This window comes from Nonomuraea sp. NPDC050394 (assembly GCF_044459065.1).
Lineage (GTDB): Bacteria > Actinomycetota > Actinomycetes > Streptosporangiales > Streptosporangiaceae > Nonomuraea.
In genome coordinates this window covers 38,151-64,026 of the sequence record NZ_JBITIO010000001.1, presented here as the reverse complement: position 1 = coordinate 64,026, position 25,876 = coordinate 38,151, and the positions used below count along the sequence as shown (strand labels likewise).

The following is a 25,876-nucleotide window of genomic DNA, read 5'->3' as shown; positions in this document are numbered from 1 at the left end:
GGAGGTGTGGTGGGAAGCGGGGCGGGGCATGGGTGGGAGTTCCGGGGCCGGGTGGGGGGTGGGGGTGCGTGGAAGGATGGGTGGCATGACGAAGACGGCAGTGGTGACCGGTGCGAGCAGCGGCATCGGGGCGGCGACCGCGCGGCGGCTGGCCGCGGAGGGGTATGAGGTCGTGGCGGGCGCCAGGCGGATCGACCGGCTGGAGAAGCTGGCCGCCGAGGTCCCCGGCATCCGGGCGCTGGAGCTGGACGTCACCTCCGGCGCTTCGGTGGACGCCTTCGTGGCCGGGCTGGAGCGCTGCGACGTGCTGGTCAACAACGCGGGCGGCGCGCTCGGGACGGAGAGCGTGGCCGAGGCGCGGCTGGAGGACTGGCAGAACATGTACGACACCAACGTCCTCGGTTCGCTCCGGGTGACGCAGGCGATCCTGCCGAAGCTGGTCGAGTCCGGCGACGGGGTGCTGGTCATGCTGACCTCCACCGCCGGGCTGGTCTCCTACGAGGGCGGCGGCGGCTACTGCGCGGCCAAGCACGCCCAGACGGCCATGGTCGAGACCCTCCGCCTGGAGCTGGTCGGCAGCCCGGTGCGCGTCGTCGAGATCGCGCCGGGGATGGTGCGCTCGGAGGGGTTCGCGGTGACCAGGTTCCGTGGCGACTCGGAGGCCGCCGCCCGCGTGTACGCCGGCGTGCCCGACCCTCTTTCCTCCGATGACGTGGCCGACGCCATCGCCTGGTGCGTCACCCGCCCCGCGCACGTGAACGTCGACCGCCTCGTCATCCGCCCCCGCGCCCAGGCGGCCCAGCACAAGGTGCACCGCGTAAGTGCGTAGGCCGGTCGGGGAGATCACCAGAGGGACGACCGGGTTCAACCGGCTGCGCAGGGCCGATCGCTGGCTGGCCGCCGTGCACGGCAACGTCCTGCGCGCCGCCGCCCGGCCGCTGGTGGTCGATCTCGGCTACGGGGCCTCGCACACGACCACGCTGGAGCTGTTCACCCGGTTGCGCAGGATCCGCCCCGACGTCGAGGTGATCGGCATCGAGATCGATCCGGCTCGGGTGGCGCTGGCGAGGCCGTACGAGCGCGAGGGGTTGTCCTTCCGGCTGGGCGGCTTCGAGCTGCCGGTCCCGCGCCCGCCGGACGTGGTGCGCGCCTTCAACGTCCTTCGCCAGTACGGCGAGGCCGACGCCTGGCACTACTGGCAGGAGCTGTGCGCCAAGCTCGCGACCGGCGGCGTGCTGGTGGAGGGCACCTGTTCGGAGGTCGGGCACCGGGCGGTCTGGGTGGGCCTGGACAGGAACGGCCCGCGGACGCTGACGTTCTCGGCCAGGTTCGACGCCTTCGAGCGGCCCTCCGACCTGGCCGACCGGCTGCCCAAGACGCTCATCCACCGCAACGTGCCCGGTGAGCGCATCCACGCCTTACTCAAGGACTGGGATCACGCCTGGGCGGTCAGCGCCCCGTACGGCGCGCACGGCCTGCGTCAGCGCTGGCTGGCGGCGGTGGAGGCGCTGGGAGCCACCTGGCCCGTCCCCCAGCATGCGCCTCTGGGCGGACGGACCAGGTGGCGGCTCGGGGAGCTGACCATCCCCTGGTCCGCCACTGGCTGATCTTCCTCAGCCCCTCCTCACTCGACAAGTCGTGAGATGTCACGATTTCCTGGCAAATTTCATAATCACGTCGCTGAAGGTGTCGTAAGCGGCGTCGTCGAAGAGGACGAACCGCACCTCCACCACCGACGTCTCCGCAGCCGAGACGGCTTCCAGCGCGATCCCCGCGGCGTCGGCCATCGGCCAGCCGTAGATGCCCGTGGAGATCGCCGGGAAGGCGACCGTACGCGCGCCGAGTTCGTCGGCCACCCGCAGCGACTCGCGGTGGCACGAGGCCAGCAGCGCCGAGCGGTCCTCCCCCGGCGCGTACACGGGCCCGACCGTGTGGATGACCCAGCGGGCCGGCAGCCGTCCCGCGGTCGTGGCGACGGCCTGGCCGGTGGGCAGCCCGCCCCCGTAGTGGGAGGCGCGCAGCCGCCGGCACTCCTCCAGGATCTCGGGACCACCCCGCCAGTGGATGGCGCCGTCCACCCCGGCGCCACCCATGAGCGAGGAGTTCGCGGCGTTCACCACGGCGTCGACCTCCTGCGAGGTGATATCTCCCTGTACCAGAGTGACGTCCATCTCACCGACCTCCCGAATGGCTGCTCGACAACCTGTAGTACTACGCTGGAGCGTGTGAAGGGTCTTGGCGAGCTAGAGCGCAGCATCATGGACATCCTCTGGGCGCAGAGCAGCCCGCTGACAGCCCGCGAGGTCGGCCGGCTCATCGCCGAACGCGATCTCGCCCCCACCACGGTCATGACCGTTCTCGACCGTCTTACCCGCAAGGGCTTCCTTGAGCGCATCCGCGACGGGCGCGCGTGGCGTTACGAACCGGCGGAAAGCCGCGACACGTACATCGCCGAGCTTATGCTGGAGGCTCTGGAAATGACGGGCGACCGTTCGGCCGCCCTGACCCGCTTCGCCCAGGCGGTCCCCGCCTCCGAGGCGGAGATCCTGCGCAAGGCCCTTACGGAGCTGGAGGACGAGTGATCACCGCCGCCGCGCTGGCTGCGCTCGCGACCGCGTGCGCGCTCGGCGCTTGGCGTTTCACCTCCGCGCGCTGGACCTACCGCGCGCCCCGCGTGGCCATCGTCCTGTGGCAGGCGCTCGGGCTGGCCTGGGGGCTGGCGACCACCGGCTCGATGCTGGCGTACGCCGTCCAGCCCTATGACCGCGGGCTCCTGCACGGGCTGATCGCCGTCGCGCAGGGCCGCGAGCCGGTGGAGCCCTGGGACGGGCCGCATCTGTTCGCGCTGGTCGCGGGGCTGACCGCGCTGGCCGTACTCGTGGCCGTGACCCTGGCCGCGGCCGCGCAGGCCCTGCGCGCCCGCCGCCGCCACCGCACACTGCTGGCGCTCATCGCGCGCGACGACCCGTTCGTGCCGGGCGTGCGCGTGCTCGACCATCCCGGCGCCGCCGCCTACTGCGTGCCCGGCCTGCGCTCGCAGGTCGTGATCAGCGCGGGCGCGATGGAACTGCTCTCCGACGACGAGCTGACCGCCGTGCTCGCCCATGAGGCCGCGCACGTGCGCGAGCGCCACGACCTGGTGCTGCTGCCGTTCGGCGCGCTGCGCCGCGTGCTGCCCTGGTCGAAGGTCGTGCGCGACGCTCAGGCCCAGGTCGAGCTGCTGGTGGAGATGGCCGCCGACGACCGTGCCCGCCGCTACTGCTCACCCCGCCGCCTCGCCACCGCCCTCCTGCGCTTCGGTACGGCCGGCGCCATGCCCACCCCGCACGGAATGCTGGGCAGCGTGACCGCGGCCAACGTCATGGCCCGCGTGAACCGCCTGGTCAAGCCCGATCCCGAACTGAAGCCCCACTTCCGCTACGGCTACCTCGGCCTGTCGGCCGCGCTGCTGGTCTCGGCCGCCAGCCTCTGGGTGATCCCGCTCTGAGTGCTTGCACCTGCTAGCTCCGCGTTTGCAATTGCAAGCACCTTGGGGCAGAATGTCGGCATGGCACTACCCAAGGTCGGCTCGATCGGCGAGTACATCCGCGAGCAGCGGCAGCAGGCGAAGATCTCGCTGCGCCAGCTTGCCGCCGCGGCGGGGGTCTCCAACCCCTACCTCAGCCAGATCGAGCGCGGGCTGCGCAAGCCGAGCGCGGAGATCCTCAACCAGATCGCGAAGGGTCTCCACATCTCGGCGCAGGCGCTCTACGTGCAGGCGGGCCTCATCGAGGACAAAGAGCCGCCGAGCGACGTCGAAGCGGCGATCCGGGCCGACACGCACATCACCGGGCGGCAACGCCAGGTGCTCATTGATATCTATGAGTCGTTTCGCAAGGAGAACCACGCCGGGGACGAGCAGACCTCCCAGAATGCCCATCCCCAGCGTGACCCGGAATCGGACGACGAACCGCTGCCCGGGGATTTTCTCGCCGCCCTGGAACCCTTCGCGGCGAACCCCGGCAACGGCACCGTCACCCAGGAAACCAAGGAAGGTTAACCCATGACGCTTGCAACCGAGGTCAAGAAGCTGACCGAGTCCAAGCCGTTCTACGCGGTCGCCGGCGCCGGCGACTACGCGGTGGAGAAGCTGCGCGAGCTGCCCGAGCAGTTGCAGAAGCTGCAGGCCCGCCGTACCGAGATCGCCAAGGACCTGCCGGAGCGGGCCCGTGAGCTCACCGGCAAGGCCGAGGGCTTCGCCAAGGACTTTCCGGAGAAGGCCCGCGCCTACGCCGGTGAGCTCGGCCACAAGGCCACCGAGGTCTACGAGGAGTTCGCCAGCCGCGGCCGCAAGGTCGTCAGCAAGGTCAGCGGCGAGGCCGCGCTGGAGCTGGAGGAGGTCTCCGAGGCCGCCGAGCCGGCTGCCGCCGCCCCCGTCACTCCCGCCAAGAAGACCACCCGCGCCCCCAAGGCCAAGGCCTGAGCGTGCGTCGCGATGAGCCCGTCCCGATCCGGGGCGGGCTCTTTCGTTGCCCGCGTGCCCGAGTTGCGCACTAGGCTGGGCCCGACAACGCAGCCTGGGGCGGAGCCAACATGAGCATGATCAACGGCGTTCTCAACCTTCTTTTCCTGGTGCTGGCTACGGGCATCTTCGGCATGTCGGTCTATGCGCTGATCCACGCGGTGCGGGTGACGCCGAACGCCTTCGTCTCGGCCGGCAAGCTGCAGAAGAACCTGTGGCTGCTGATTCTCGGCCTGGCCACCCTGTTCTCGGCCGCCGGGGCCTGGTCCTACTTCAACGCCTTCATGGTGGTCGGCGGGGCCGCGTTCATCGGCATTGGCCTGGGCATCTTCTCGATCCTCGCGGTGATCGCGGCCACGGTGTACATCGTGGACGTCAAGCCCGCCGTGAAGGGCATGGGCGGCAGGGGCGGCAACAACGGCCCCTACGGCCCCTGGTGAACCACCGCCGGGCCTAGCGCCGCCGACAGCCACCGGGCCAGGCGGGCGTGGCCGGCGAAGGTGGGGTGGACGCCGTCCGGGAGCAGCACCTCGGAGCGGCGGCCGGTGACCCAGCGCTGCTTCAGCGGGTCCAGGAACGTGACACCCTCGCGGGCGGCGACCTCGGCCAGGGCGTCGCGCACGGCGTAGGCCTTGGGCGGGGCGTCGGCCAGCCAGATCGGGCCGACCATGACCACGCGGGTCTCCGGCCAGCGTGCGCGCGCGGTCCAGAGGAGTGTGGCGGCGGCCCGCCGTACACCCGGGACGGGCCAGCGGCGGTCGTTGTGGCCGCCGGAGATGACGAGCAGGTCGGGGGCGGGGCGCCAGGAGAGCTCGGCGTCGAAGGAGTCCTGGAAGCTGCGGCCGACGCGGCCCTTGTTGATGTAGCCGGTGCCGCCCGCGCCGGCGATCACGGGCTGCCAGCCGAGCAGGCGGGCGGTCTCGGCGGCGTAGGAACTCCAGGTGGGGACGGGGCCGGAGCCGACGGTGAAGCTGTCGCCGACGAACATGAGCACCGGGGCGGATTTCTGCTGGACCGGGGTCGGGTCCGGGCCGGCCGTCTCGCCCGCCGCACTGCCGCATCCAGAACAAAACGCCATCATCAGGGCGGCCGGTGCGATCAGCCGTCCATGCATCAGGCCGCGCATGACCACCTCATGGGCTCTAAGCTGCCGGACATGAGCTCCGACCTCTACGGGCGCACTGAGCGTCTCGAGCTGTCCGACCAGAACCTGCGCGAATTCGAGGCAGTCGTGCTGGACTCGACGCCCGACGGGATCGTGTTGAGCAGGTCGGCATTCTACCCAGGTGGCGGCGGTCAGCCGGCGGATCACGGAGTTCTGCTCTGGCTGGGCGTGGAAACCCGGATCGCCGGCGTACGCAAAGGCGACGATCTCTACCTGATCCCGGCCGAGGGCGACCCGGTGCCCCCGGTGGGCACGGTGGTGCGCGCCGCGGTGTCCGACGAGCGCCGTTCCGCGCTGATGCGCACGCACTCGGGGCTGCACGTCCTGTGCGGGGTGGTCTTCCGCGACTACGGCTCGCTGGTCACGGGCGGGAACATGGAGCCGTTCGCCGCGCGCATGGACTTCAACCTGCCCGAGGTCCCGCCGGGCTTCAAGGAGGCGGTCGAGGACGCCTGCAACGCCGAGGTCTCCGCCGACCGGCGCATCGACATCCGGGTGCTGCCGCGCAAGGAGGCGTTCGACATCCCCGACATCATCCGCACGGCCACCAACCTCGTCCCGGAAGAGGTCGAGGAGGTACGCATCGTGGACATCGTGGGCCTCGACACCCAGGCCGACGGCGGCACCCACGTGGGCTCCACCGCCCAGATCGGCCGGATCAAGGTCACCAAGATCGAGAGCAAGGGCAAGGGCTTCCGCCGCCTGCGCATCGCGATCTCCGACTGACCTCACGTCTCCGGGACGTAGGTCAGCAGGTCGCCCGGCTGGCACTCCAGCGCCGCGCACAGGCGGACCAGCGTGGAGAACCTGATGGCCTTGGCGTGGCCGTTCTTGAGTATGGACAGGTTGACGACGGTGATCTCCACGCGGTGCGACAGCTCGGTGAGCGTCATCTCGCGCTCTTTGAGCAGTTCGTCGAGTCGGATGCGGATCGGCATGTCAGATGGTGGCCTCGACCTCGTGGAGCAGGGCCAGGCCCCGGCGGACGATCTCCGCGACGCCCAGGCGGCCCAGGACGAAGCCGAAGCTGAACGTGATCTCGAGTCTCGTGATCCATCGCATAACGATTATCGTAATAACGAAATTCGTTATGTCGAGGGTTCGATGAGCGTCGCCAGGCCGTTCAGGAGCGGGGTCAGGCCGAACTCGAAGAAGGCGTCCAGGTCGAGGTCGTAGTCCTCGCCCAGCCCGGCGGTGACGGCGGCGAAGTGCGGGTAGGCGCCGGAGGCCCGCAGCGCCTCCAGGCCGGGCCCCTGCGCGTCCATCCACTCGTCGTCGCCCATGCCGGTCGCCGCGTCCTGCTGGGCTTCCCGCTCCAGGTGTACGGCCACGCCCTGCACGTAGTTGTAGATGAGCACGTGGATGTTCTGCCTGGTCAGGGCGTCGAGCCCATAGCCGTCCAGGGAGGCCAGGGCGTACTCGGCGTGCCGCATCAGATTGGGCAGGATCAGCGGCCGGGTCAGCGCGGTGACGTGCGGCAGCCAGGGATGGCGGCGGTACAGGGACCACAGGCCGCGCGCCGACAGTTCGAAGCGGGCCCGCCAGCCCTCGGGCAGCGGCTCCGGATAGTCGAACTCACCGTAGGCGGCGTCGGCCATCAGCCGCACCAGGTCCTCCTTGCCGCCCACGTGGCGGTAGAGGGACATGGTGGCGGCGCCGGTCTTGGCGGCGATGCCGCGCATGGACAGGGCGGCCAGGCCCTCGGCGTCGGCGATCTCGATGGCGACCCTGACGATCCGCTCGCGGGTGAGGTCGGAGGGGGTGGGGGCGCGGTCGCGGGCGGGACCGGCCCCGGCGACGGTGCTGCCGACCCGGGGCTCGGACGTGATCACGCCCTCCTGGGCCAGGAGGGTCAGCGCCTTGGCCGCCGTGGCCAGCGCGACGTTCCAGTCGCGGGCCAGGCCACGGGTGGACGGGACCTTGTCACCCGGCTTCAGCTCGCCTTCTGCGACGCGCCGCTTGATGTCGGCCACGATCCGGATGTAGGGCGGGGTCATGGGGCCTCCTGTTCTAGTACAGAAGGTAGCAGAAACGCCTGTTGCACTGGCTGTGCGTACTGTGTACATTCAGTTGCGTACAGCGTAAACCACTGAACGGGAGAACCATCGTGAACGTCCTCATCTCCGGCGCCAGCGTCGGCGGCACGGTCCTGGCCTACTGGCTGCGCGAGCGCGGCGCCCGGGTCACCCTCGTCGAGCGGGCCCCGGCGCCGCGCGGCGGCGGGCAGGCCATCGACATCCGTGGCGCGGCGCTGACCGTCGCCGAGCGCATGGGCGTCCTGGAAGCGGCCAAGGCTCTCAAGACCGAGATGCTCGGCATGTCCGTGATGGACGGCGACGGCAACGAGGTCATGCGCTCGGAGGAGTCGACCTTCAGCGGCGGCCGCCTGGACGGCCCGGACGTCGAGATCATGCGCGAGGACCTGATGGGGCTGCTCCTGGGCGCCGTCGAGGGCGTGGAGATCCTGTGGGGCGACTCGATCGCCTCGCTCGACGACGACGGCTCCGCCGTACACGTGAGATTCGAGCGGAACGCGCCGCGCACCTTCGACAGAGTGGTCGGCGCGGACGGACTGCACTCCGGCACCCGCGGGCTTCTCTTCGGCGAGGAGGGGCAGTTCGTGGAGCATCTCGGCATGTACCTGGGCCTGTTCCGCGCCGAGAACTTCCTCGGCCTCGACCACTGGCAGGTGTGGCACCGCGAGGGGGCCGCCGGGTTCGGTCTCTACCCGGCCAGGGGCAACGGCGAACTGGTGGTGAACATGGGCTTCGAGTCGGGGCCGATCGCCTACGACCACCGCGACACCGAGCAGCAGAAGCGGCTGGTCGCGGCGGCCTGCGCGGACCTTCGATGGATCGCGCCCAAGCTGCTGGAGGCGATGTGGGCGGCCGGCGACTTCTACTTCGACGCGATGGCGCAGGTCCACCTGCCCGCATGGCACAAGGGCAGGGTCGCGCTCGTGGGCGACGCCGCCTACTGCGCCTCGGTGAAGTCGGGGCAGGGGACGAGCCTGGCCATGGTCGGCGCGTACGTGCTGGCCGAGGAGATGGCGGCGGACGGCGGATTCGGGCGCTACCAGGAGCGGATGCGCGAGTTCGTCGCGCTCAACCAGGCGCTGGCCAAGGAGAACCCGGCCGGGCCCGCCCCCGAGGAGAGCGTGCGCCGCGCGGCCGACGCGATCACTCTGTGAGGCCGCGCCACGTGGGGTGGCGCAGGACGCCGTCCCTGGTCCAGCCGGCGTACTCCACCTCGCCGGCCAGCTGGGGCTCCACCCAGTGGGCCGGCTCGGGGGCCACCCCCGCGAACGGCGAGGCCGGGCGGGCCAGCGGCGCCATGCGCGCCGACAGGTCGCGCAGCATGTGCTCGGTGAAGCCCGTGCCCACGTGACCCACGTACCGCAATCCGTCGGCCGAGGGCACCCCCACCAGCAACGAGCCGATCATCCCCGACCGGCGGCCCTCACCCGGCTTCCAGCCCCCGACCAGCACGTCCAGCATCAGCGTGTTCTTGACCTTGATCCACAGCTCGCTGCGCCGTCCCGGCAGGTAGGGCGAGTCGAGCCGCTTGCAGACGATGCCCTCCAGACCGTGTTCGCGGGCCACGCCCATGACCACGCGGGCGCTGCCGGGAAACGACGGCGGCACCCGCACCCGCCCCCGGTCCAGGTCCATATCCTCCAGCAACGCCCGCCTCCGCTCGTACGGCAGCCGCAACGTCGACCGCCCGTCCAGGTGGAGCACGTCGAACGCGTGGTACATGACCGGCACCGTGGCCAGCAGCGACCGGCTCGGCGACCGGACGTGCATGCGCGACTGGAGCCGCCCGAAGTCCGGCGCCCCCGACGAGTCGAGCGCGACGACCTCTCCGTCGAGCACCATGCTCCGCTCACCGGCCAGGTCCGCGCGGAGCTCCGGATAGGCGCCGGTCACCTCGCGGTCGTTGCGCGAGAGCAGGCGTACCTCACCGTCGAGCAGGTAGGCGACGGCGCGTACCCCGTCCCACTTGAACTCGGCGGCCCAGGCCGCCTCCTGAGCGGCGATGGGCAGCTCCCCGCTGACCGCCAGCATCGGCCTGATCAGCATCATTCCCCCTGGTCAGAGGCATACCCCTGCCAGACATAGGGCGAACCGATACGATTTGCCGCCATGACCGGAATCAGGCTGACGCTGGCCTTGCTGGGCGCCACCGCCCTGACGCTGACCGCGGCGCCCGCGTGGGCGAGCGCGGCCGCCGCACCGATCACCGACCAGGTCAGCCTGGAACTGCGCAAGGACGGCGTGCTCCGCGTCAGCGAGAAGATCGGCGGTGAGGGCGAGGTCAAGCGGACCTTCCTCACCAGGACCCGCTACGACGACGGCAACGACCGCGTCTACCAGATCGCCAACGTCAAGGGCGGCCAGCTCGCCGGTGACGTGCTCACCGTCAAGGCTCCCGCCACCGTCACCTACGAGGTGAAGGGCACGGTCACGCCGTCCGGCGGCGTGGAGGAACTGCGCTGGTTCGCGGTCAACGGCTGGAACGTCCCGGTCTCCAAGGCCACGGTGAAGGTCACCGGCGCCGGCATGGTGCAGAACCTGTCGTGTTTCGCCGGGGAGCTGACCTCGGCCATCGGCTGCACCAGCGCCTCCATGGACCACGGGGCCACCCAGGCCGACTTCGAGCAGGAGAACCTCGCGCCCGGCGAGGCCCTCACCGTCGTGGTCGGCTACCCCAAGGGCACCAGCTCCGGCGCCCCCATCCTGGAGCGGCGCTTCTCGCTGGCCACCGCGTTCACGCTCAACGGGATCACCGGTGGCGCCCTGGCCGCGCTGCTGGTGCTGATGCTGGGCGGGATCGGGCTCCTGTACTGGACGCGGGGGCGGGACGCGCGGATCGCCGGTCAGGAGACCGCCGTCGATCCCGTGCAGAACGGGCACTTCTCGCCGCCGGACGGGGTGCGGCCCGGTCAGATCGGCACGCTCGTGGACGAGCAGGCCGACGTGGTCGACGTGACCGCGACGATCGTGGACCTGGCGGTACGCGGGTACCTGCGGATCGACGAGCGGTCCAGGCAGGCCTATGACGCGCCGGACTGGACGCTGGTCAGGCTGCCGAGCGCGCCGGTCGAGGCCTTGCTGCCGTATGAGAAGGCGTTGTACGACGCGGTGTTCGAGGGCCGCGACGCCGTCCTGCTGTCTGAGTTGTCCGGATCTTTCGCGAAAAATCTCGGGAAAGTGCGGGATGAGTTGTATGCCGATGTCGTGCGGCAGGGGTGGTTCGCCCGGCGGCCCGACACCGAGCGGACGCGCTGGACCACGATCGGCTTCGTCCTCATCGGCGCCGGGATCCTGGCCACGGTGGGGCTGGCCTGGTTCACCACCTACGGGCTGCTGGGCCTGGCCCTGATCATCGCGGGGGCGGCGCTGGCGGTGGGCGGGCAGTTCATGCCGGCCAAGACCGCCAAGGGGTCGGCGGCGCTGGCGCACACGCTGAGCTTCCGGCAGTACCTGTTCTCCGGCGAGCTGGAAAATGTCCCCGAACAGCATCGAGTCGAGCTTTTTTCGCGATATTTGCCCTACGCCGTGATTTTTGATGGCGTGGAGCATTGGTCGCGGGTGGTGGCCTCGGTCACCGGCAACGGCCACCAGGCCGACAATCTGTACTGGTACCACGGGCCCGCCGAATGGGACCTGTCCAAGTTCGCCGGGTCGATGCGTACCTTCACCACCACCACTTCCGGCGCGATCTCCGCCACCCGGCAACTGCGCTCACTGTGAACACTGTGAAGGCCGAAGAGCTGGAGCGCCATCGCAGGGAACTGCACGTTCACTGCTACCGGATGCTCGGCTCCTACCACGAGGCCGAGGACCTGGTCCAGGAGACGTTCCTGCGCGCCTGGCGCAAGCGGGACGAGCCGCCGGACAACCTGAAGGCATGGCTGTACAAGATCGCCACGAACGCCTGCCTCGACTTCCTGCGCGCCAACCCCCGGCGGCCGGAGCCGCTCGATACGCCCATGGCGGCCGACGCGGGGATGCCGTGGCCGGTCTCCACCCACGTGCCCTGGATCAGCCCCTACCCGGACGACCTCCTCGACTCCGTCATCGAGCGCGAGACGATCGAGCTGGCCTTCCTCGTGGCGATCCAGCACCTGCCCGCCAAGCAACGGGCCATCGTCATCCTGCGCGACGTGCTCGGCTGGTCGGCGCCGGAGACCGCCGCGGCGCTCGACACGACCGTCACCGCGGTCAAGAGTGCCCTGCAGCGTGCCCGGCCGGTGCTGCGCGAGCATCTGCCCGCCCAGCGCATGAGCTCGGGCAGCGCCGACGAGCTGGCCGTGGTGCGCACGTACATCCACGCGCTCGAACAGGGCGATCCGTCGGTCCTGCCCGCGCTGCTCGCATCGGACGTCTGGCAGACCATGCCGCCCACGCCGGGGTGGATCCTCGGCCGCGACGCGTTCGTCTCCTCGTGGGGCCCGCAGATGTCCGGCGAGGCCTCGTGGGGCGACTGGCGCGTGCTGCCCGCCCGGGTCAACCGCCAGCCCGCGATCGCCGCGTACCTGCGCCGGCCGGGCGAGGAGGTCTTCTCGGCGTTCTGGCTCGGCGTCTTCCGCATGGAAGGGCCGCTGATCAGCGAGATCACCACCTTCGACCACGAACTTTTCCCGGAGATGGGTCTGCCCGATTCCTTTTCCGGCGATGCCTCGTCATATGGGCATGACTGATCTGCAGAAGAACGTTCAGGCCACGATCGACGAGCTCGTGGAGACCGGGGTGGAGCGCGGCGTCCAGGTCGCCGTGTACCGGGAGGGCGAGCTCGTCGTGGACGCGGTCGCCGGTCTCGCCGACCCGGCCACCGGCCGCCCGATGACCTCGGACACCCCGGTCTACGTGACCTCGACCGGCAAGGGCATGATCGCCACGGTCGTGCATCTGCTGGCCGAGCAGGGCGTCCTGGCCTATGACACGCCGATCGCGGAGTACTGGCCCGAGTTCGCCGCCCATGGCAAGGAGCGGGCCACGGTACGGCATGCCCTCACCTACCGGGCGGGCGTGCCCGGCGTGCCCGTGGAGACCACGCCGGCGGACATCGCGAACTGGGACAAGATGTGCGCGGCCGTCGCCGACGAGAAGCCCTGGTGGGAGCCGGGCACCAGGATCGGCTACCACCCGCAGTCCTGGATGTATCTCATGGGGGAGATCGTCCGCCGGACGTCCGGCAAGACCGTCTCCCAGATCCTGCGCGAGCAGGTCGCGTTGCCGCTGGGCGTCGCCGACGAGCTCTTCCTGGCCGTGCCCCACTCCGAACTGCCGCGCCTGGCCGTCATCGAGGACCCCGAGGGCCCGCCGATGGAACTGACGCCGGAGATGACGGCGCAGATCCCGTTCTTCCGCGTGGTCGACGGCTACACCGCCGCGCCGATGGCGGCCCTGCCCGACGCCGCCTTCAGCAACCGTCCCGACGTGCTGACCAGCGACGCCGGCGCCACGGCCACCGCCAGGGGCCTGGCCCGCATGTACGACGCCCTGCTCAACGGCCTGATCCCGCCCGCACGACTGGCCGAGGTCACCTCGCCGCAGGCCAGCGGGACCGACGAGGTCGTCGGCATGCCGGCGACCTGGGGGCTCGGGTACTCCGTCGGGCTGACCCAGGTGCTCGACCGCCCCACCTACTTCGGGATGGGCGGCAGCGGCGGCACCGCGGCCTTCGCCGACAAGGCCACCGGCCTCTCGGTCGGGATCACCAAGAACCGCATCGGCGCCGGTGACCCGTTCGGGACGGTGGACAGGATCGGGCAGGTGATCCTATAGACGGATATGGCCGAGCTCGACGGCCTTGCTGACGGCTCCGGTCCTGGTGTCGACGCCGAGCTTGCCGTACACGTGATTGAGGTGGGTCTTGACCGTCGCCTCGGTGATGAACAGGGCCTTGGCGATCTCCTTGTTGCCCGCCCCGCGGGCCAGGAGTTCCAGGATCTCGATCTCGCGTGTGGTCAACGCCGGGCCGGGGTCGCGCATGCGACGCATCATGCGGGTCGCCACCCTGGGCGAGAGCGCCGTCTCGCCCCTGGCCGCGGCCCTGATCGCCTGGAACAGCTCGTCCGGCGGGCAGGCCTTGAGCACGTAGCCGGTGGCGCCCGCGTCGATGGCGCGCACGATGTCGGCGTCGGTCTCGTAGGTCGTCAGGACCAGCACCTGCGGCGCGTCGTCGAGCGCGCGCACCTTCCTGGTGGCCGCGACGCCGTCGGGGCCGTCGCCGAGCTGCAGGTCCATGAGCACCACGTCGGGCCGGCGCAGGGCGATCAGCCGGAGCGCGTCGTCGGCGTTCTCCGCCTCGCCCACGATCTCCATGTCGGCCTCGCCGCCGACCAGCGCCGCGATGCCCGCCCTGACCACCGGATGGTCGTCGACCAGGAACAGCTTCATACCGGAATCCTCGCAGCCACCGCCGTACCCTCCCCGGGCGCGCTCTCCACCGTCAGCGTGCCGCCCACCTCCGCGACCCGGTCGCGCATGGCACGCAGGCCGTACCCGCGCCCCGGGCGGGTCACGGCCATCGCCTGGTCGAAGCCCACCCCGTCGTCGTACACGTCCAGCGTCACCTCGTCGTCGAGATAGGCGAGCGTCACGATCACCCGGCTCGCGCGGGCGTGCTCACGCGCGTTCGCCACCGCCCCCTGAGCCACTCTCAGCAGTACGGCCTGCGTCCCGTCGGCCAGCGGGAACTCCGTGCCCTCCAGCCGGAACTCCGCGCCCAGCGCCGTCAGCGCCTCCGGCAGCGACCGTACGGCCAGCGGCGCGGGCCCGAGGTCGCGGACGAACCGGCGGGCCTCGTCAAGGTTCTCCCCCGCCGCCTCGATCGCCGTCCTGACGTAGGAACGCGCCTGCGCGGGGTCGGACTCCCAGACCCGCTCGGCCGCCTGCAGCAGCATGCGCTGGCTGGTCAGGCCCTGGGCGAGGGTGTCGTGGATCTCCCGCGAGAGACGCTCGCGCTCCTGCATGATTCCCGCCTTCCTCAGCTCCCAGAAGATCACGATGGTCATGGCCGCCACGGCGATCGGCGCCAGCACCAGGCTGGGGTCGAACCGGTCGGACAGGCTGATCTGCGCCACGATCACCGCGACGGTCAGCACGGCCGCGGCGACCAGCGTCATCCGCAACGACAGCAGCCGCAGGCACAGGTACAGCAGTGGGATCGCGCACCAGGCGAACGACGGCGCCAGCTCCACCAGCACCAGCCAGCACCCGAGGACCACCGCCAGCCATACCAGCCGGCCCCTGCGGCCCAGGCGCCCCCACAGCAGGACGCCGCCCGCGTACACGAGTGCCAGCAGGCCCGCGTCGGCCAGGGCAGCGATGGTCGTGAGGTCCATCGCGTGGCGTACCACCAGGCGGGAGGCGGAGGCGGCCAGCAACAGGAAGAAGCCGGCGTGCATCGCCCGGTTGAGCCAGATCCGCTCCATCTCACCCCCTCGCCGTGGTGCGAGCGTAGGCGGCGCCCCCGGCGCCCGCATCAACCGATCGGTTGACCTGCCCTTCGACCGATTCTCTCCCACGCATCGACCGCTCTCCCGATGGCGCGGCCGGTGCGTCCCGGCAGTCTGGAACTCGTCGAACCGACCACTGACCTGGAGGAACACCATGAAGCTCCGTACCCGCTTCGCCGCCGCCTCGCTCGCCGCCCTCGCCGTCGCCGGTGGCGTCACCAGCACCGCCGCGCAGGCCGCCGCGCCGGACGCGCCCGCGGTCGTCCAGGCCAACGTGCTGTCGGCCGACGCCGCCCTCAAGATCGCCGACGCGGTGCAGAAGGAGGCGGCCAAGCAGAAGCAGCGCGTGACCGTGGCCATCGTGGACCGCTCGGGCGCCACCCGCCTCATCCTCAAGGGCGACGGGGCCGGGCCGCAGACGGAGGAGTCGGCCAAGCGCAAGGCGTTCACCGCGGTGTCCTTCGGACAGCCGACCAGCGCCCTGGCCAAGAACCAGGCTCTGGCCGCCATCCCCGGCACCCTGTTGCTGGCCGGCGGCGTTCCGGTCGCCTCGGGCGGCGCGCCGATCGCCGGGATCGGCGTGGGCGGCGCGCCCAGCGGCGACATCGACGAGGCCATCGCCCAGGCCGGCCTCAAGGCCGTCCAGGGCCGACTCGGCTGATGTCCGCGGACCGCACCGCACCGACACCCACACCCCTTTCGCGGTATATATCCCGATCTGTCCAAAAAGGTGAGAAAGGGAGAGAGGATGGGGGCGTGGGTGGGGTTGGCAGGCGCGGGCTGCTGCTCGCGGGTCTAGGGCTCGTGGCGGCGGCCTGTGGTGGAGGTAGTGGCCGGGCGGTATCGACCGCTCCGGGCGTTACCTCCACAAAAGCCGTGAAAGGATCAGACGTGCTTGACGAACAACTGCTTACCGCCGCCGCCGCAGGTGAGGCCGCCGCCGTGCGCGAGGCGGTCACCGAGGGGGCCGATCTTGAGGCCCGTGACGGCCGCCGGCGTACCGCTCTGCTGCTGGCCTCGGCCGCCGATCACGTGGAGGCCGCGCAGATCCTGGTGGCCGTCGGCGCCGACCCGGACGCGCTGGACGCCCAGCACGACACCCCATGGCTGGTGACGGGCGTGACCGGCAGCGTGGCGATGTTGCGCGTCCTGCTGCCCGCCAACCCGGACCTGACGATCAGGAACCGCTACGGCGGCGTCTCCCTGATCCCGGCGTGCGAGCGCGGCCACGTGGACTATGTCCGCGAGGTGCTGAAGACGGACATCGACGTCAACCACGTCAACGACCTCGGCTGGACCGGCCTGCTGGAGGCGGTGATCCTGGGCGACGGCTCGGCCCGGTACCAGGAGATCGTCCGCCTGCTGCTGGCCGCGGGCGCCGATCGCGAATTGGCCGACCGTGACGGAGTCACCTCCTTGCGGCACGCGGTGAAGAAGGGGCAGCGGGAGGTCGCCGACATCCTGCGCGGCTGACGCGGGCCTATGGGCGCACGCGGATCTCGCCCACGGGGCGGCCGCCGCCGTACAGGAGGCCCGTGGCGAGGACGTCGAGGTCGGGGCCGGACAGACCGAGGCCGCGCAGGGCGGCCACCGTGACGGGTGTGCGGGCGCGCGACGAGCCGTCCTCGATCTTGACGGTGCCGGCCCGCCCGTCCTCGAAGACGAACGCGTCGAACGCCTCCGCCCCGGACTTCAGCATCAGCCCCGGTACGGCCCGCATCAGCTTGGCCTCGTCCCGGTGCGTGCCGGACGTCCACTGCGGATAGGCGCGCATGGCGTCGAAGACCCGCCGCTCGTGGCTGCCCGGCCCGCCGAGCGGCAGGGCACGGAACGCCCTGGTCACCCCCAGCATGGACACGAAGAACAAGGGCGCCCCGCACCCGTCCACCCCGGAGGCGGCCACACGCTCCCCGGTCAGCTCCTCGACCGTCGCCCGGACCGCCCGCTGCAGCGGATGCCTGGGCTCCAGGTACGAGTCCAGCGGCCAGTCGTTGAGCACGCAGGTCGCGAGCATGGCGGCGTGCTTGCCCGAGCAGTTCATGTACACGCGGCCCCGGTCGGTGACCGTCCGGTCCTCGGGATAGTCCTCGGGACACAGCAGCGCCGACTCCTCCAGCCCCGCCCCGGCCAAGATCTTGCGAACCCCGTCCACATGGTACGGCTCGCCCGCGTGCGAGGCGCAGGCCAGCGCGAGCAGTTCGCCCTCCAGCGAGAGCCCGTTGCGGAGCATGCCCAGCGCCTGGAGCGGCTTCATCGACGAGCGCGGCGAGGCGGGCACGTGAACCGCGCCGTGCGCGTCGACCGGCGTCCCGTCCGCGTCAACGGTGAGCACCCGCGCCAGATGCGTGGACTCCACGAACCCGGACCGGACAACCTCGACAACGAGCGACATTCCCCGCCCCCTTTCATCAGGAGTCTACGGATCGGCGAGAATGAGTTCCCATGCGGGCGGTAGTGCAGCGAGTGAGTACGGCCTCGGTGGTCGTGGACGGTCAGACGGTGGGCGCGATCGACGAGCCGGGGCTGCTCGTGCTCGTGGGCGTCACCCACACGGACACGGCGGAGCAGGCGCGCAAGCTGGCCGCCAAACTGTGGGGGCTGCGCATACTCGACGGCGAGAAGTCCTGCTCGGACATCGGCGCGCCCCTGCTGGTCATCAGCCAGTTCACCCTCTACGCCGACACCAGGAAGGGCCGCCGCCCCACCTGGCAGGCGGCCGCCCCCGGACCGGTGGCGGAGCCGCTCGTGGAGGCCGTGGTGTCCGGGCTGCGGTCGCTCGGCGCGCACGTCGAGACCGGCCGCTTCGGCGCCGACATGAAGGTCTCCCTGGTCAACGACGGCCCCATCACCCTGGTGGTCGACGTCTAGGGTGGGGCTGGCCCCACCCACAACCGGCCATCCTCCGCCATGTCGCCGGACGGGTGGCGCTTCCTATCGTGCTGGTATGCGAAAGATCCTCTGGGTGCCGGCCGGGGCCGTGCTCCTCGTCGCCGCGCTGGCCGCGATCTCCTTCAACCGCGAGCCCGGCCCGGAGCCCGTGCCGCAGACGGAGACGACGTTCGGCTACCACGAGCTCCCGGGGACCGACCTGGCCATCGAGGCCGACGGGCCCATACGGCTCACGGTCGTGGCCGGAGGGCGGCAGCGGGTCGCCATCAAGAGGGAACTCAGCTGGACCGGCGGGCGCCACCACGAGGAAGCCTGGGAGGACGCCCGGCGGTTGCGCATCTCCTACTCGTGCGACGACGCATGCGCGGCCGACTACGTGCTGACCGTGCCCGAGGCGACCCGGATCAAGGTCACCGGCGCGGCCGGGGGCCTCAGCTGCGCCGCGAAGGTGACCTGCGCCGAAGGGTGAGGCCGGGCCTGCCGTACCGGATGGACTAGCGGATGCGGCGGCGCATGGCCGGGTCGATGCTGACGTTGCGGCCCGCGTCCGGCGGGACGATGACCTCCTGCGTGGCGGCGACGCCGCCCGCCAGCAGCGGGGCGTCGACCGGGACCGTCCGCTTGACCACGGCCAGCGCGATCGGCCCGAGCTCGTGGTGACGGACGGACGAACCGACCGCGCCCACCTCCTGGCTCTCGAAGATGACCGGCGCGCCGTGCGGCGGCAGCGTGTCGACACTGCCGTCGAGGTGCAGGAAGACCAGGCGGCGGGGCGGGTGGCCGAGGTTGTGCACGCGCGCGACCGTCTCCTGCCCGCGGTAGCAGCCCTTGGTCAGGTGTACGGCCTCGCCGATCCAGCCCACCTCGTGGGGAATGGTCTTGTGGTCGGTGTCGAGCCCGAGGCGCGGCTGGTGACGCTCGATGCGCAGCGCCTCGTACGCCCAGATCCCGGCCATGCGGCCCAGGCCCGCGTTGAGCTCGGCACGCGGGATGTAGCGGTCGCCGTCGGCGGTGGAGATCACGGCCAGCTCGTCGTCGGCGCTCGAGACCTCGACGCGCAGCATGAACCGCATCTTGTCGAGGTAGTCGATCAGCGCCTCGGAGGTGCCGGGCTCCACGTGCGCGAGAACGGCCTCGCCGTCGTCGACCAGCGTGAGGTGGTGCTCGACGCGGCCCTGCAGGTCGAGGATGAGGGTCTGGGTCCACTCACCAGGCTTGAGGGTGTCGAGCTTGTTGGAGGTCAGATCGTTGAGCCATTTCAGCCGGTCTGCCCCGGAGACGCGGACGATCTCGCGATTGCTGCGGTCGACGACCGCCTCTCCCTTGATCAGCGCACGCTGCTCGGCGAACAGATCGCCGTAGTGCGCCGCCACGTCGGCGTCGGGGGCATCGGCCGCGACCGCGCCGGGGAGATCGAGCAGAGGGCTACGCATGCCCTCCAGGCTATCTGCAGTTGCGGCACAGCCCGAAGACGGTCAGGTGATGGACGTCGGCGACGAAGCCGAGCTGGTCGTCCAGCCCTTTGACCAGGCCCTCCGCCATCTCGGGCCCCACCTCCCCGACCTCGCCGCACCCCCGGCAGACCAGGTGCACGTGGTCGGCGTCGGCCGCCAGGTGGTAGGTGGGCGCGCCGTGGCCGAGATGGGTGTGGGTGACCATGCCCAGCTCTTCCAGCAGTTCCAGGGTCCGGTAGACGGTGGAGATGTTCACCCCCCGCGCGGTCTCACGGACCTTGACGCAGATCTCCTCCGGGGTGGCGTGCTCCAGGTCCTTGACCGCTTCCAGCACCAGCTGCCGCTGCGGCGTCACCCGGTAGCCCTTGGCGCGGAGTTCCTCGTGCCACTGCGTCTCCGTCATGCCCTGAGAATAATCGCTTGCCCGGGTTCGGGGGCCTCGCATAGCGTCGTCTGCACGCGGAAAGGAGGTGGTCCAAACAATGGTGATTCATAGTTGGGCTAGCGAGGTGGTTGTCCGCTAACGAAGCGGACTCCATTGTCTCGCGTCGTTTCGGCGAAATTCGAGGCAACCACCGGGGCCCCGAGGCTGCTGGGGGGCGGGAGGTCCATCCCGACCCATGGCCCATCCAGCCCGCCCGCTCACGCGGGCGGAACCTGCCCGGGGCCCTTCTGCCTTTCCTGCCTAGTGCTCGGTCCGCCAGGGGATCCCGAGCTTCTCGCAGGACTCGCGGTAGAGCATCACGACCGCTTTGCGCACCTGAGGACGCTCGGTCAGCGTCTCCCCCCACGGCACGTTGAGCTTCTCGCCCCCGTCGATCGTGAACTCGATCGCCTGCGCCGTCACGTCACTCGTGACCGCCTCGGTGGCCTCGGGCCGCCCGCCCAGCCCGCGCACGATGATGAGCGCGTCGTCGGTGTGGTCGTCGTTCATGTGGCGCTTGATCGCCTCGACGACATCAGGGGTGAAAGGGGTAGTCATATCCGCTCAAGCTACCTTCTTCAACTCTGCCGACATATGGGACGTCAGCGGGTGTCCGGCGGCGGCCATGTCATAGGCCCACATGAGGTTCCCGTTGACCAGCCCGTAGATCCGCTGCCCCGCCGTGTACTCCTTGGCCGACTCCGTCCGCGCCACCACATCGGTGCGCAGCTCGATCTTGTGGAAGACGACCTCGCCCAGGTAGATCTCCACGATGCCCGTGGGATGCGCCAGCACCACCTCAAGCTGCCGCTCGGGCCGCGCCCGCCAGTAGCCCGACTCGGTGGCCAGAGGCCGCACCCGGTTCCCGTCCTCGTCGAGCAGCCAGGTCCGGCTCACGTACTCCAGGAACGGCTTGCCGTTGTGCCCGAACTCGATCTCCTGCCCGAAGTTGAAGCTCTCGATCGTGGGGTAACCGCCGACTCCCGCGCCTTCCCACCTGCCCAGGAGGAAGGAGATGTGCTCAAGATCGGGGTGCGCCTCAGGGGTTTCCATGCCGCCCAACATTACTCTCCGTCGCCCGCCGTTCCCGGGGTACGGCATGCCCTCGATGCTTGCCCCCGGGCGAGGTGCCGAGGCCCGGCGGAGGAGGCGTAGGGTGGCCTGCATGGCACGATCACTGGTGATCAAAGTGACCGCGGGGGCCGACGCCCCCGAGCGGTGCAACCAGGCCTTCACCATCGCCGCCGCCGCCCTGGCCAGCGGTGTACCGGTCTCGCTCTGGCTGACCGGCGAGGCCTCCTGGTTCGCGTTGCCGGGAAGGGCCAAGGAGTTCAGCCTCCCCCACGCCGCTCCCCTGACCGACCTCCTGGACGTGGTCCTGGCCGCCGGCCGGGTCACGGTCTGCACCCAGTGCGCCGCCCGCCGCGAGATCACGGTGGACGACCTCATCGACGGCGTACGCATCGCCGGAGCCCCCGCCTTCGTCGAGGAAGCGGTGGCGGAAGGCGCCCAAGCCCTGGTCTACTGACCCTCGATCCGCCCCAGCGCCTCAACCGCCGCCCGCCGGTAACGGTCGTCCAGAAACGCGTCCCACCAGGTCACCCGCGCGGGACCGTAGGCGATGTCCCGAAGCGCAGGCACAGCCCCGACCGCCGCCTCCCCCACCCACCCCAGCGCCTCGACCGCCCGTAGGCCGCTGCTTTGGGAGGTGAGGGTGTGATCGGGCAGCGGCCGTACCGTGATGGCGGCAAGAAGCGCCTCGACAAGCCCGTCAGCATCGCCGGTGATCGCCCACAGCGCCCGCGCGATGCCCACCCGATCCCACCGGAACCCGTGGACCTCGTCGTCCAGCAGGGCCCGCAGATGCGGCACCGCACTCGCCGCCGGCGGCCCGAGGTCTTCGAGCAGCGGCGACAGATCACCTGCGTAGTGGCCGCTTTGCGCGAGGCGCTCCGTGATGATCGCGACGGCGTCACCGGGATCTCCGGTGATCCGCCAGAGCGCCCACGCCGCACGCGGCTGCTCCAACTCGTGCTCCAGCAGTCCCCTGACGTACGGCACCGCCTCGGCGGCGGCAGGCCCCATCGCCCCCAGCAGCGGGAGCACGATGATCGAGTACCCGTAGACCGGGAACTTCGTCGTCAGCGCCGGGAGCAACGGCGCGGCCGCCTCGCCCCAGGCCGACAGGGCGTGGATGACCTCGACCAGATCGAAGCCGCGGTTCCCCTTCAGTTCGGGACCGCGCAGGAAGGTGTCCAGGCCCGCCAGCAGCCCGTCCGCGTGCGCGGCCATCGGCGCGACCGCCGCCGGAAGGCCGACGTCGCCGATGCGCGGGTGAAGCAGCGCGGACTCCAGCCACGGAAGACTGCGCGCGTCTCCGCGCAGGGCCAGCGACTTGATCGCCGCCACCACCTCGGGCGGCCACTCATACGCGCGACCGCCACTTACTGCCCCTCGCTCCAGGACTTCGGCCAGGAAGTCGGCCTGCTCCGCCGACACCTCCCCCGCCTCGGCGACGATCTCGACCAGGCCGGGGAAGTCGCTGCCGTAGGTCGTGGGCGCCCTGTCCACAAGGATGGGGACAACCTCTTGCGCGGCCGTACGCCAGCGCAGCACGGCGTCCCTGACCTCTGTACGGGCACGGCCCTTGAACCGCTCCGCGGTGGCCAGCTCGGCCGCCAGCGCGCGGTGCCATCTCTCGGACTCCTGGAAGGCGTCCCACAGCCGCATCTCCCACGGCAGCCGCTTGAAGACGGCGGCGCCGGCGGCGGCGTGCACGGCCTTGGGGTCGGGCTCGGACACGTCCGCCCTGGCCAGTCCCGCGGCGGCCGCCGCGCGTAAGGCGGGGTGCTCCAGTGACTGGAACCACTCCACGTTCTCGCGGGGGGCCAGCATCCCGACGGCCAGCACCGCCGCGACCCTGACGTCCAGATCTCCTGTGGAGGCGCGCGCCTTCAACGGGCCGACGCTCCGGGCGGCGCCGTCGGGCAACCGGCTCAGCAGGTACGCAGCCCTGATGGCGACCTTCCGCTTCGGGTCGTCCAGCAGCCGGATCGGCGTCTCCAAAGCCTCCAGCATCCGCGCCCGCGCCACCGCGGCGTGGTCGGGCTCCGGCGGCAGCTCGGGGTCACGGGACACGTCCACGGCCCCGGTGCCCGTGGCCACCTCCGCCAGGAGCCCGAGGATCAGGGCCCGGCGCGGCAGCTCCGGTATCGCGAGCAACTCCATGAGGTGGGGCACCAGGCGGGCGGCGTACTCGCGGACCTCGTTCGACGCGTGGCCGGTGAAACACTTCCGCCGCAGGCCCCACACGTCGAGCCGCGGCGCCTCCGCACCGGTCAACGGGGCAAAACGGCGGAGAGGCGTTCGGTGCGCAGGGCGTCGTACCAGCGGTCGTCCAGGGGTGGGAGGTCGCCGGCCGACCAGGTCAGCAGGAGGTCGGCCAGGGCGGGGTTGCGGGCCAGGGCGGGGCCGTGGAGGTAGGTGCCGACGACGTGGCCGGCGTAGCAGCCTTCGAAGCCGTTGCCGTTGCCCACGCCGGTGACGACCTGGGACAGCGGCTTGACGCCGGGGCCGAGGTGGGTGACGCCCATGTGGTTCTCGAAGCCGGTGAGCGTGGGCAGGTTGAGTGCGCTGTCGACCTCGGCGACGAGTTCGCCGACGGCGCGGGCGGGGCCGCGGGTGCTGCTGATGTCGAGGAGGCCGATGCCGTCGACCGGCTGGCCTTCCTCGCCGCCGAAGGTGGATCCCATGATCTGGTATCCGGCGCAGACGGCCAGCATGGCCGCGCCCCGGGCGATGGCGCGGTGGAGGCCGCCGTCGCGGCGCAGCCGTTCCGCGGCGAGGATCTGGGGGCGGTCCTCGCCGCCGCCGATAAGGTAGATGTCGCCGGTTTCCGGCACGGGGTCGGCCGAGCGTACGTGGACGACCTCGGCGCCGATGCCCCTGCGGCGGGCACGCTGCTCGAGCACCAGCGCGTTGCCCTGGTCGCCGTAGGTGCTGAGCAGGTCGGGGTAGATCCAGACGATGCGCAGGGTGCTGTCAGACGGCACGGCCGAACTCCGATCGGATCTGCTGGAAGGCGGTGTAGTTGGCGATCACGTCGACCCGGCCGGGCGGCTGCGCGCCGAGGGCCTCGGCGAAGGTCTCGGCCAGCGCGAATGGTACGTCGGCGACGTCAAGCCGCAGCGCCAGGTCGAGCCGGCGCTCACCGGTGACGAACACGGGCCGCCCGCGCAGGATGCGGTAGTCGACGTCCCAGAGCCAGGAGGTGTCGCGGCCGTCGGGGCCCTGGGCGTTGACCGACAGGATGATCGGCAGCGCCGGGTCGGCGACGTCGAAGGCCTCCAGCCAGCCGGCCGGGTTCTTGGCCAGGAGCAGGCGGGCGTGGCGGCCGTCGCGCTCGACGGTGGTGTAGCGGCCGGCCACGGAGGTGACCTCGCGCAGCCTCGGCAGGGCACGCTCGACCGGCAGGCCGAACGCCTCGGCGACGGCCAGGGCCATCGCGGCGTTGGAGCGGTTGGCGGAGCCGGGCAGCTGGATGTCGAGCACCCAGCGCCGGCCGCGCGGGTCGATCACGGCGTCGTCGTCGAGGATCCACTGCGGCTCGGGACGGTGGAAGGTGCACTCGCGGCACGCCCAGTGCCGCGCCGTGTCGATGGTCGCGACCGCTTCGTGACTCGTGGGCATCGCACGCTCGCTCTCTCCCCACGAGCTCCTTTCCTCCTTACGGTCGAGCGGCCCGCCGCACTCGGGACAGCACCAGCTGTCCTCCTTCCAACGCTGGCCGCCGGAGACCCAGGTGACCTTGGCGGCGGTGGAGGCGCCCCAGGTGACGAGGGGGTCGTCACAGTTGGCGATGACGTGGGTGGGCTTTCCGGACAGAGCCCGGCGCCACTTCTGGGCCAGCAGCCAGATCTCGGCGGCGCGGTCCATCTGGTCGCGGCTGAGGTTCATGAGGCAGACGACGCCGGCGCCGGTGGTGTCGAGCACCTCGGGCAGGTACTTCTCGTCGACCTCCAGCACACCGTAGGGCGCGTCCTTGTGCTGCGACAGCGCGGAGACGTGCCCGGCGGGCATGTTGGCGCCGTAGGCGTTGGTGGCCACCTGGCCCATCTCCAGCAGCGCGGAGGTGATCAGCCGGGTCGTGGTGGTCTTGCCGTTGGTGGCGCTGATGAGGGCCAGCCTGCGGTCACGCGCCAGCTGGCGCAGCAGGTCGGGCTCCAGCATCAGGCCCACGCGGCCGCCGATCACCGAACCGTCGCCACGTCCGGTCATCCTGGACAAGGTGGCGGCACTGCGCCCCAGGGCACTCGCGAGCTGAGCCCGCAGGGGAAGCTGGGTCATGGTTATGGATCCTAGTCAAGGCTGGCCATGCGGGCTCCCGGTACTCGGCGCCGGCGCCGAATTCCCGCCGTGGACGGGCGGCCTGGGGTCGGCGCAGCCACCCCACAAACCCTTTTTTCCGGTACGCGCCTGGTTCGCCTGCCGCCGGAACTCCTTCTCGTACGCCACGTTCGGCCACACGCGAAGAAAGAAGGCGTTCCCTGCGGCCAGCTGGCTCTCGTTCACCAGCACCCCCCGGGCATTCCACACGTAACGCAGCTGCCTCCGGTAGTCATCAAATTTCTGCGTATCAAAGGCGAGGGTGACGATCGATCCCCGAGGCGCCAGCTTCAGCAGCGCGTCCGCCGACTCCCTGGCCCAGCACTGCGGCGCCGGCCGCATCTCGGGCGCGTCGATCCCGATCAGCCGGACACGCTGCTCACGCCCCGCGTACTCCCCGTCGACCGGCGCGACCACCATGGAGTCGCCGTCGTTCACCCACACGACCCGCGCGCTCTCGACCGGCGGCGGGCTCGCCGGCACCAGCCCGGAAATGGGCGGCCTGACGAAGGTGTCGGCCAGTACGTACACCGCGCCCAGGGCGGCTACAACCAGCAGTATTCCAATCACGGTCAGTCGCACACGGGCA

The 25,876-nt window shown here is 70.9% G+C and carries 34 protein-coding genes; 17 read left to right on the top strand and 17 right to left on the bottom strand.

The window, feature by feature from the left end; translation table 11 throughout:
* Positions 1-85 precede the first annotated feature (85 nt).
* The gene (locus tag ACIBKY_RS00395; RefSeq protein WP_397093281.1) at positions 86-829 is read left to right on the top strand and encodes an SDR family NAD(P)-dependent oxidoreductase; all 744 of its coding nucleotides are present in this window, start codon (positions 86-88) and stop codon (positions 827-829) included.
* Positions 822-1,607, top strand: coding sequence for a class I SAM-dependent methyltransferase (locus ACIBKY_RS00390; protein ID WP_397093280.1), 786 nt, complete (start codon positions 822-824; stop codon positions 1,605-1,607). The genes ACIBKY_RS00395 and ACIBKY_RS00390 overlap by 8 nt, the downstream gene beginning before the upstream one ends.
* A 39-nt stretch (positions 1,608-1,646) precedes the next feature.
* On the opposite strand, the gene ACIBKY_RS00385 is transcribed toward ACIBKY_RS00390, so the two are convergent.
* Positions 1,647-2,171, bottom strand: coding sequence for an O-acetyl-ADP-ribose deacetylase (locus ACIBKY_RS00385; RefSeq protein ID WP_397093278.1), 525 nt, complete (start codon positions 2,169-2,171; stop codon positions 1,647-1,649).
* A 54-nt stretch (positions 2,172-2,225) separates the two neighbouring features.
* Between ACIBKY_RS00385 and ACIBKY_RS00380 the strand changes: the two genes are divergently transcribed.
* The 5 genes from ACIBKY_RS00380 (at position 2,226) to ACIBKY_RS00360 (ending at position 4,941) form a co-directional block, all read left to right on the top strand.
* Positions 2,226-2,582: a BlaI/MecI/CopY family transcriptional regulator gene (locus ACIBKY_RS00380; protein ID WP_379622693.1), complete on the top strand. Its 357-nt coding sequence runs from the start codon at positions 2,226-2,228 to the stop codon at positions 2,580-2,582.
* Complete coding sequence (locus tag ACIBKY_RS00375) at positions 2,579-3,487, top strand: M56 family metallopeptidase (RefSeq protein WP_397093275.1); 909 nt, start codon at positions 2,579-2,581, stop codon at positions 3,485-3,487. The genes ACIBKY_RS00380 and ACIBKY_RS00375 overlap by 4 nt, the downstream gene beginning before the upstream one ends.
* 60 nt (positions 3,488-3,547) lie before the next feature.
* The gene (locus tag ACIBKY_RS00370) at positions 3,548-4,039 is read left to right on the top strand and encodes a helix-turn-helix domain-containing protein (RefSeq protein ID WP_379622697.1); all 492 of its coding nucleotides are present in this window, start codon (positions 3,548-3,550) and stop codon (positions 4,037-4,039) included.
* Positions 4,040-4,042: 3 nt separating this feature from the next.
* On the top strand, positions 4,043-4,462 hold the full coding sequence (locus ACIBKY_RS00365) for a hypothetical protein (RefSeq protein WP_397093273.1): 420 nt from the start codon (positions 4,043-4,045) through the stop codon (positions 4,460-4,462).
* A gap of 110 nt (positions 4,463-4,572) precedes the next feature.
* A complete protein-coding gene (locus tag ACIBKY_RS00360; RefSeq protein ID WP_397093272.1) occupies positions 4,573-4,941 on the top strand; it encodes a DUF2516 family protein in 369 nt (122 codons plus the stop codon).
* Here the strand turns inward: ACIBKY_RS00360 and ACIBKY_RS00355 are convergent.
* Positions 4,926-5,627, bottom strand: coding sequence for an SGNH/GDSL hydrolase family protein (locus ACIBKY_RS00355; RefSeq protein ID WP_397093271.1), 702 nt, complete (start codon positions 5,625-5,627; stop codon positions 4,926-4,928). The genes ACIBKY_RS00360 and ACIBKY_RS00355 overlap by 16 nt on opposite strands.
* Before the next feature lie 30 nt (positions 5,628-5,657).
* Here ACIBKY_RS00355 and ACIBKY_RS00350 point away from each other — a divergent pair, with 30 nt between their 5' ends.
* Positions 5,658-6,392 (top strand): alanyl-tRNA editing protein, encoded by a 735-nt coding sequence (locus ACIBKY_RS00350; protein WP_397093270.1) that lies wholly within the window; start codon positions 5,658-5,660, stop codon positions 6,390-6,392.
* A 2-nt stretch (positions 6,393-6,394) separates the two neighbouring features.
* Here the strand turns inward: ACIBKY_RS00350 and ACIBKY_RS00345 are convergent, their stop codons facing one another.
* The 3 genes from ACIBKY_RS00345 to ACIBKY_RS00335 are packed head-to-tail and all read right to left on the bottom strand — an operon-like array spanning position 6,395 to position 7,663.
* On the bottom strand, positions 6,395-6,604 hold the full coding sequence (locus ACIBKY_RS00345) for a helix-turn-helix domain-containing protein (protein ID WP_397093268.1): 210 nt from the start codon (positions 6,602-6,604) through the stop codon (positions 6,395-6,397).
* A 1-nt stretch (position 6,605) separates the two neighbouring features.
* Positions 6,606-6,728 (bottom strand): hypothetical protein, encoded by a 123-nt coding sequence (locus tag ACIBKY_RS00340; protein ID WP_397093267.1) that lies wholly within the window; start codon positions 6,726-6,728, stop codon positions 6,606-6,608.
* 26 nt (positions 6,729-6,754) lie between these two features.
* Positions 6,755-7,663: a TetR/AcrR family transcriptional regulator C-terminal domain-containing protein gene (locus tag ACIBKY_RS00335; protein ID WP_397093266.1), complete on the bottom strand. Its 909-nt coding sequence runs from the start codon at positions 7,661-7,663 to the stop codon at positions 6,755-6,757.
* Between the two features lie 110 nt (positions 7,664-7,773).
* On the opposite strand from ACIBKY_RS00335, the gene ACIBKY_RS00330 reads away from it, so the two are divergent.
* Entirely contained in the window at positions 7,774-8,856 is a 1,083-nt protein-coding gene (locus tag ACIBKY_RS00330) for an FAD-dependent monooxygenase (protein WP_397093264.1), read from the top strand.
* On the opposite strand, the gene ligD is transcribed toward ACIBKY_RS00330, so the two are convergent.
* A complete protein-coding gene (gene ligD / locus ACIBKY_RS00325) occupies positions 8,846-9,751 on the bottom strand; it encodes a non-homologous end-joining DNA ligase (RefSeq protein ID WP_397093262.1) in 906 nt (301 codons plus the stop codon). The genes ACIBKY_RS00330 and ligD overlap by 11 nt on opposite strands.
* A gap of 60 nt (positions 9,752-9,811) precedes the next feature.
* Between ligD and ACIBKY_RS00320 the strand changes: the two genes are divergently transcribed.
* Genes ACIBKY_RS00320 through ACIBKY_RS00310 form a run of 3 tightly spaced genes read left to right on the top strand, consistent with a single transcriptional unit; the run spans position 9,812 to position 13,459 of the window.
* Positions 9,812-11,422 carry a DUF2207 domain-containing protein gene (locus ACIBKY_RS00320; protein WP_397093260.1) on the top strand — a complete coding sequence of 537 codons (1,611 nt, stop codon included), beginning with the start codon at positions 9,812-9,814 and terminating at the stop codon, positions 11,420-11,422.
* A 5-nt stretch (positions 11,423-11,427) separates the two neighbouring features.
* The gene (locus ACIBKY_RS00315; protein ID WP_397093259.1) at positions 11,428-12,372 is read left to right on the top strand and encodes an RNA polymerase subunit sigma-70; all 945 of its coding nucleotides are present in this window, start codon (positions 11,428-11,430) and stop codon (positions 12,370-12,372) included.
* Positions 12,365-13,459 carry a serine hydrolase domain-containing protein gene (locus ACIBKY_RS00310; RefSeq protein ID WP_397093258.1) on the top strand — a complete coding sequence of 365 codons (1,095 nt, stop codon included), beginning with the start codon at positions 12,365-12,367 and terminating at the stop codon, positions 13,457-13,459. Before ACIBKY_RS00315 ends, ACIBKY_RS00310 begins: the two co-directional genes overlap by 8 nt.
* Here ACIBKY_RS00310 and ACIBKY_RS00305 read toward each other — a convergent pair.
* Positions 13,454-14,074: a response regulator gene (locus ACIBKY_RS00305; protein WP_379622724.1), complete on the bottom strand. Its 621-nt coding sequence runs from the start codon at positions 14,072-14,074 to the stop codon at positions 13,454-13,456. The genes ACIBKY_RS00310 and ACIBKY_RS00305 overlap by 6 nt on opposite strands.
* Complete coding sequence (locus ACIBKY_RS00300) at positions 14,071-15,111, bottom strand: sensor histidine kinase (protein WP_397093256.1); 1,041 nt, start codon at positions 15,109-15,111, stop codon at positions 14,071-14,073. Before ACIBKY_RS00300 ends, ACIBKY_RS00305 begins: the two co-directional genes overlap by 4 nt.
* Before the next feature lie 178 nt (positions 15,112-15,289).
* On the opposite strand from ACIBKY_RS00300, the gene ACIBKY_RS00295 reads away from it, so the two are divergent.
* Positions 15,290-15,796, top strand: a complete 507-nt coding sequence (locus ACIBKY_RS00295) for a heme-binding protein (RefSeq protein ID WP_397093255.1) — start codon at positions 15,290-15,292, stop codon at positions 15,794-15,796.
* Positions 15,797-16,026: 230 nt separating this feature from the next.
* Positions 16,027-16,608 (top strand): ankyrin repeat domain-containing protein, encoded by a 582-nt coding sequence (locus tag ACIBKY_RS00290; RefSeq protein ID WP_397093254.1) that lies wholly within the window; start codon positions 16,027-16,029, stop codon positions 16,606-16,608.
* Between the two features lie 7 nt (positions 16,609-16,615).
* Here the strand turns inward: ACIBKY_RS00290 and ACIBKY_RS00285 are convergent, their stop codons facing one another.
* Positions 16,616-17,527, bottom strand: a complete 912-nt coding sequence (locus tag ACIBKY_RS00285; protein ID WP_397093253.1) for an asparaginase — start codon at positions 17,525-17,527, stop codon at positions 16,616-16,618.
* Between the two features lie 50 nt (positions 17,528-17,577).
* On the opposite strand from ACIBKY_RS00285, the gene dtd reads away from it, so the two are divergent.
* On the top strand, positions 17,578-18,003 hold the full coding sequence (gene dtd, locus ACIBKY_RS00280; protein WP_397093251.1) for a D-aminoacyl-tRNA deacylase: 426 nt from the start codon (positions 17,578-17,580) through the stop codon (positions 18,001-18,003).
* Between the two features lie 76 nt (positions 18,004-18,079).
* Positions 18,080-18,493: a hypothetical protein gene (locus tag ACIBKY_RS00275; protein ID WP_397093249.1), complete on the top strand. Its 414-nt coding sequence runs from the start codon at positions 18,080-18,082 to the stop codon at positions 18,491-18,493.
* Between the two features lie 25 nt (positions 18,494-18,518).
* Here the strand turns inward: ACIBKY_RS00275 and ACIBKY_RS00270 are convergent, their stop codons facing one another.
* From ACIBKY_RS00270 to ACIBKY_RS00255, 4 genes are all read right to left on the bottom strand, one after another.
* Positions 18,519-19,457 (bottom strand): YgfZ/GcvT domain-containing protein, encoded by a 939-nt coding sequence (locus ACIBKY_RS00270; RefSeq protein WP_397093247.1) that lies wholly within the window; start codon positions 19,455-19,457, stop codon positions 18,519-18,521.
* 10 nt (positions 19,458-19,467) lie between these two features.
* Positions 19,468-19,881, bottom strand: a complete 414-nt coding sequence (locus ACIBKY_RS00265; RefSeq protein WP_184958251.1) for a Fur family transcriptional regulator — start codon at positions 19,879-19,881, stop codon at positions 19,468-19,470.
* A gap of 282 nt (positions 19,882-20,163) precedes the next feature.
* Positions 20,164-20,460 (bottom strand): DUF2470 domain-containing protein, encoded by a 297-nt coding sequence (locus ACIBKY_RS00260; protein WP_379622745.1) that lies wholly within the window; start codon positions 20,458-20,460, stop codon positions 20,164-20,166.
* A gap of 6 nt (positions 20,461-20,466) precedes the next feature.
* Positions 20,467-20,955 carry an FABP family protein gene (locus tag ACIBKY_RS00255; RefSeq protein ID WP_184958255.1) on the bottom strand — a complete coding sequence of 163 codons (489 nt, stop codon included), beginning with the start codon at positions 20,953-20,955 and terminating at the stop codon, positions 20,467-20,469.
* 112 nt (positions 20,956-21,067) lie between these two features.
* Between ACIBKY_RS00255 and ACIBKY_RS00250 the strand changes: the two genes are divergently transcribed.
* Positions 21,068-21,430: a DsrE family protein gene (locus tag ACIBKY_RS00250; RefSeq protein ID WP_397093246.1), complete on the top strand. Its 363-nt coding sequence runs from the start codon at positions 21,068-21,070 to the stop codon at positions 21,428-21,430.
* Here ACIBKY_RS00250 and ACIBKY_RS00245 read toward each other — a convergent pair.
* The 4 genes from ACIBKY_RS00245 to ACIBKY_RS00230 are packed head-to-tail and all read right to left on the bottom strand — an operon-like array spanning position 21,424 to position 25,869.
* Complete coding sequence (locus ACIBKY_RS00245; protein ID WP_397093245.1) at positions 21,424-23,244, bottom strand: hypothetical protein; 1,821 nt, start codon at positions 23,242-23,244, stop codon at positions 21,424-21,426. The two genes, ACIBKY_RS00250 and ACIBKY_RS00245, sit on opposite strands and share 7 nt — an antisense overlap.
* Positions 23,241-23,954, bottom strand: coding sequence for a type 1 glutamine amidotransferase (locus ACIBKY_RS00240; protein WP_397093243.1), 714 nt, complete (start codon positions 23,952-23,954; stop codon positions 23,241-23,243). Before ACIBKY_RS00240 ends, ACIBKY_RS00245 begins: the two co-directional genes overlap by 4 nt.
* Positions 23,944-25,248: a MurT ligase domain-containing protein gene (locus tag ACIBKY_RS00235; protein WP_397093242.1), complete on the bottom strand. Its 1,305-nt coding sequence runs from the start codon at positions 25,246-25,248 to the stop codon at positions 23,944-23,946. Before ACIBKY_RS00235 ends, ACIBKY_RS00240 begins: the two co-directional genes overlap by 11 nt.
* A 15-nt stretch (positions 25,249-25,263) precedes the next feature.
* Positions 25,264-25,869, bottom strand: a complete 606-nt coding sequence (locus tag ACIBKY_RS00230; protein ID WP_397093241.1) for a thermonuclease family protein — start codon at positions 25,867-25,869, stop codon at positions 25,264-25,266.
* Positions 25,870-25,876 lie beyond the last annotated feature (7 nt).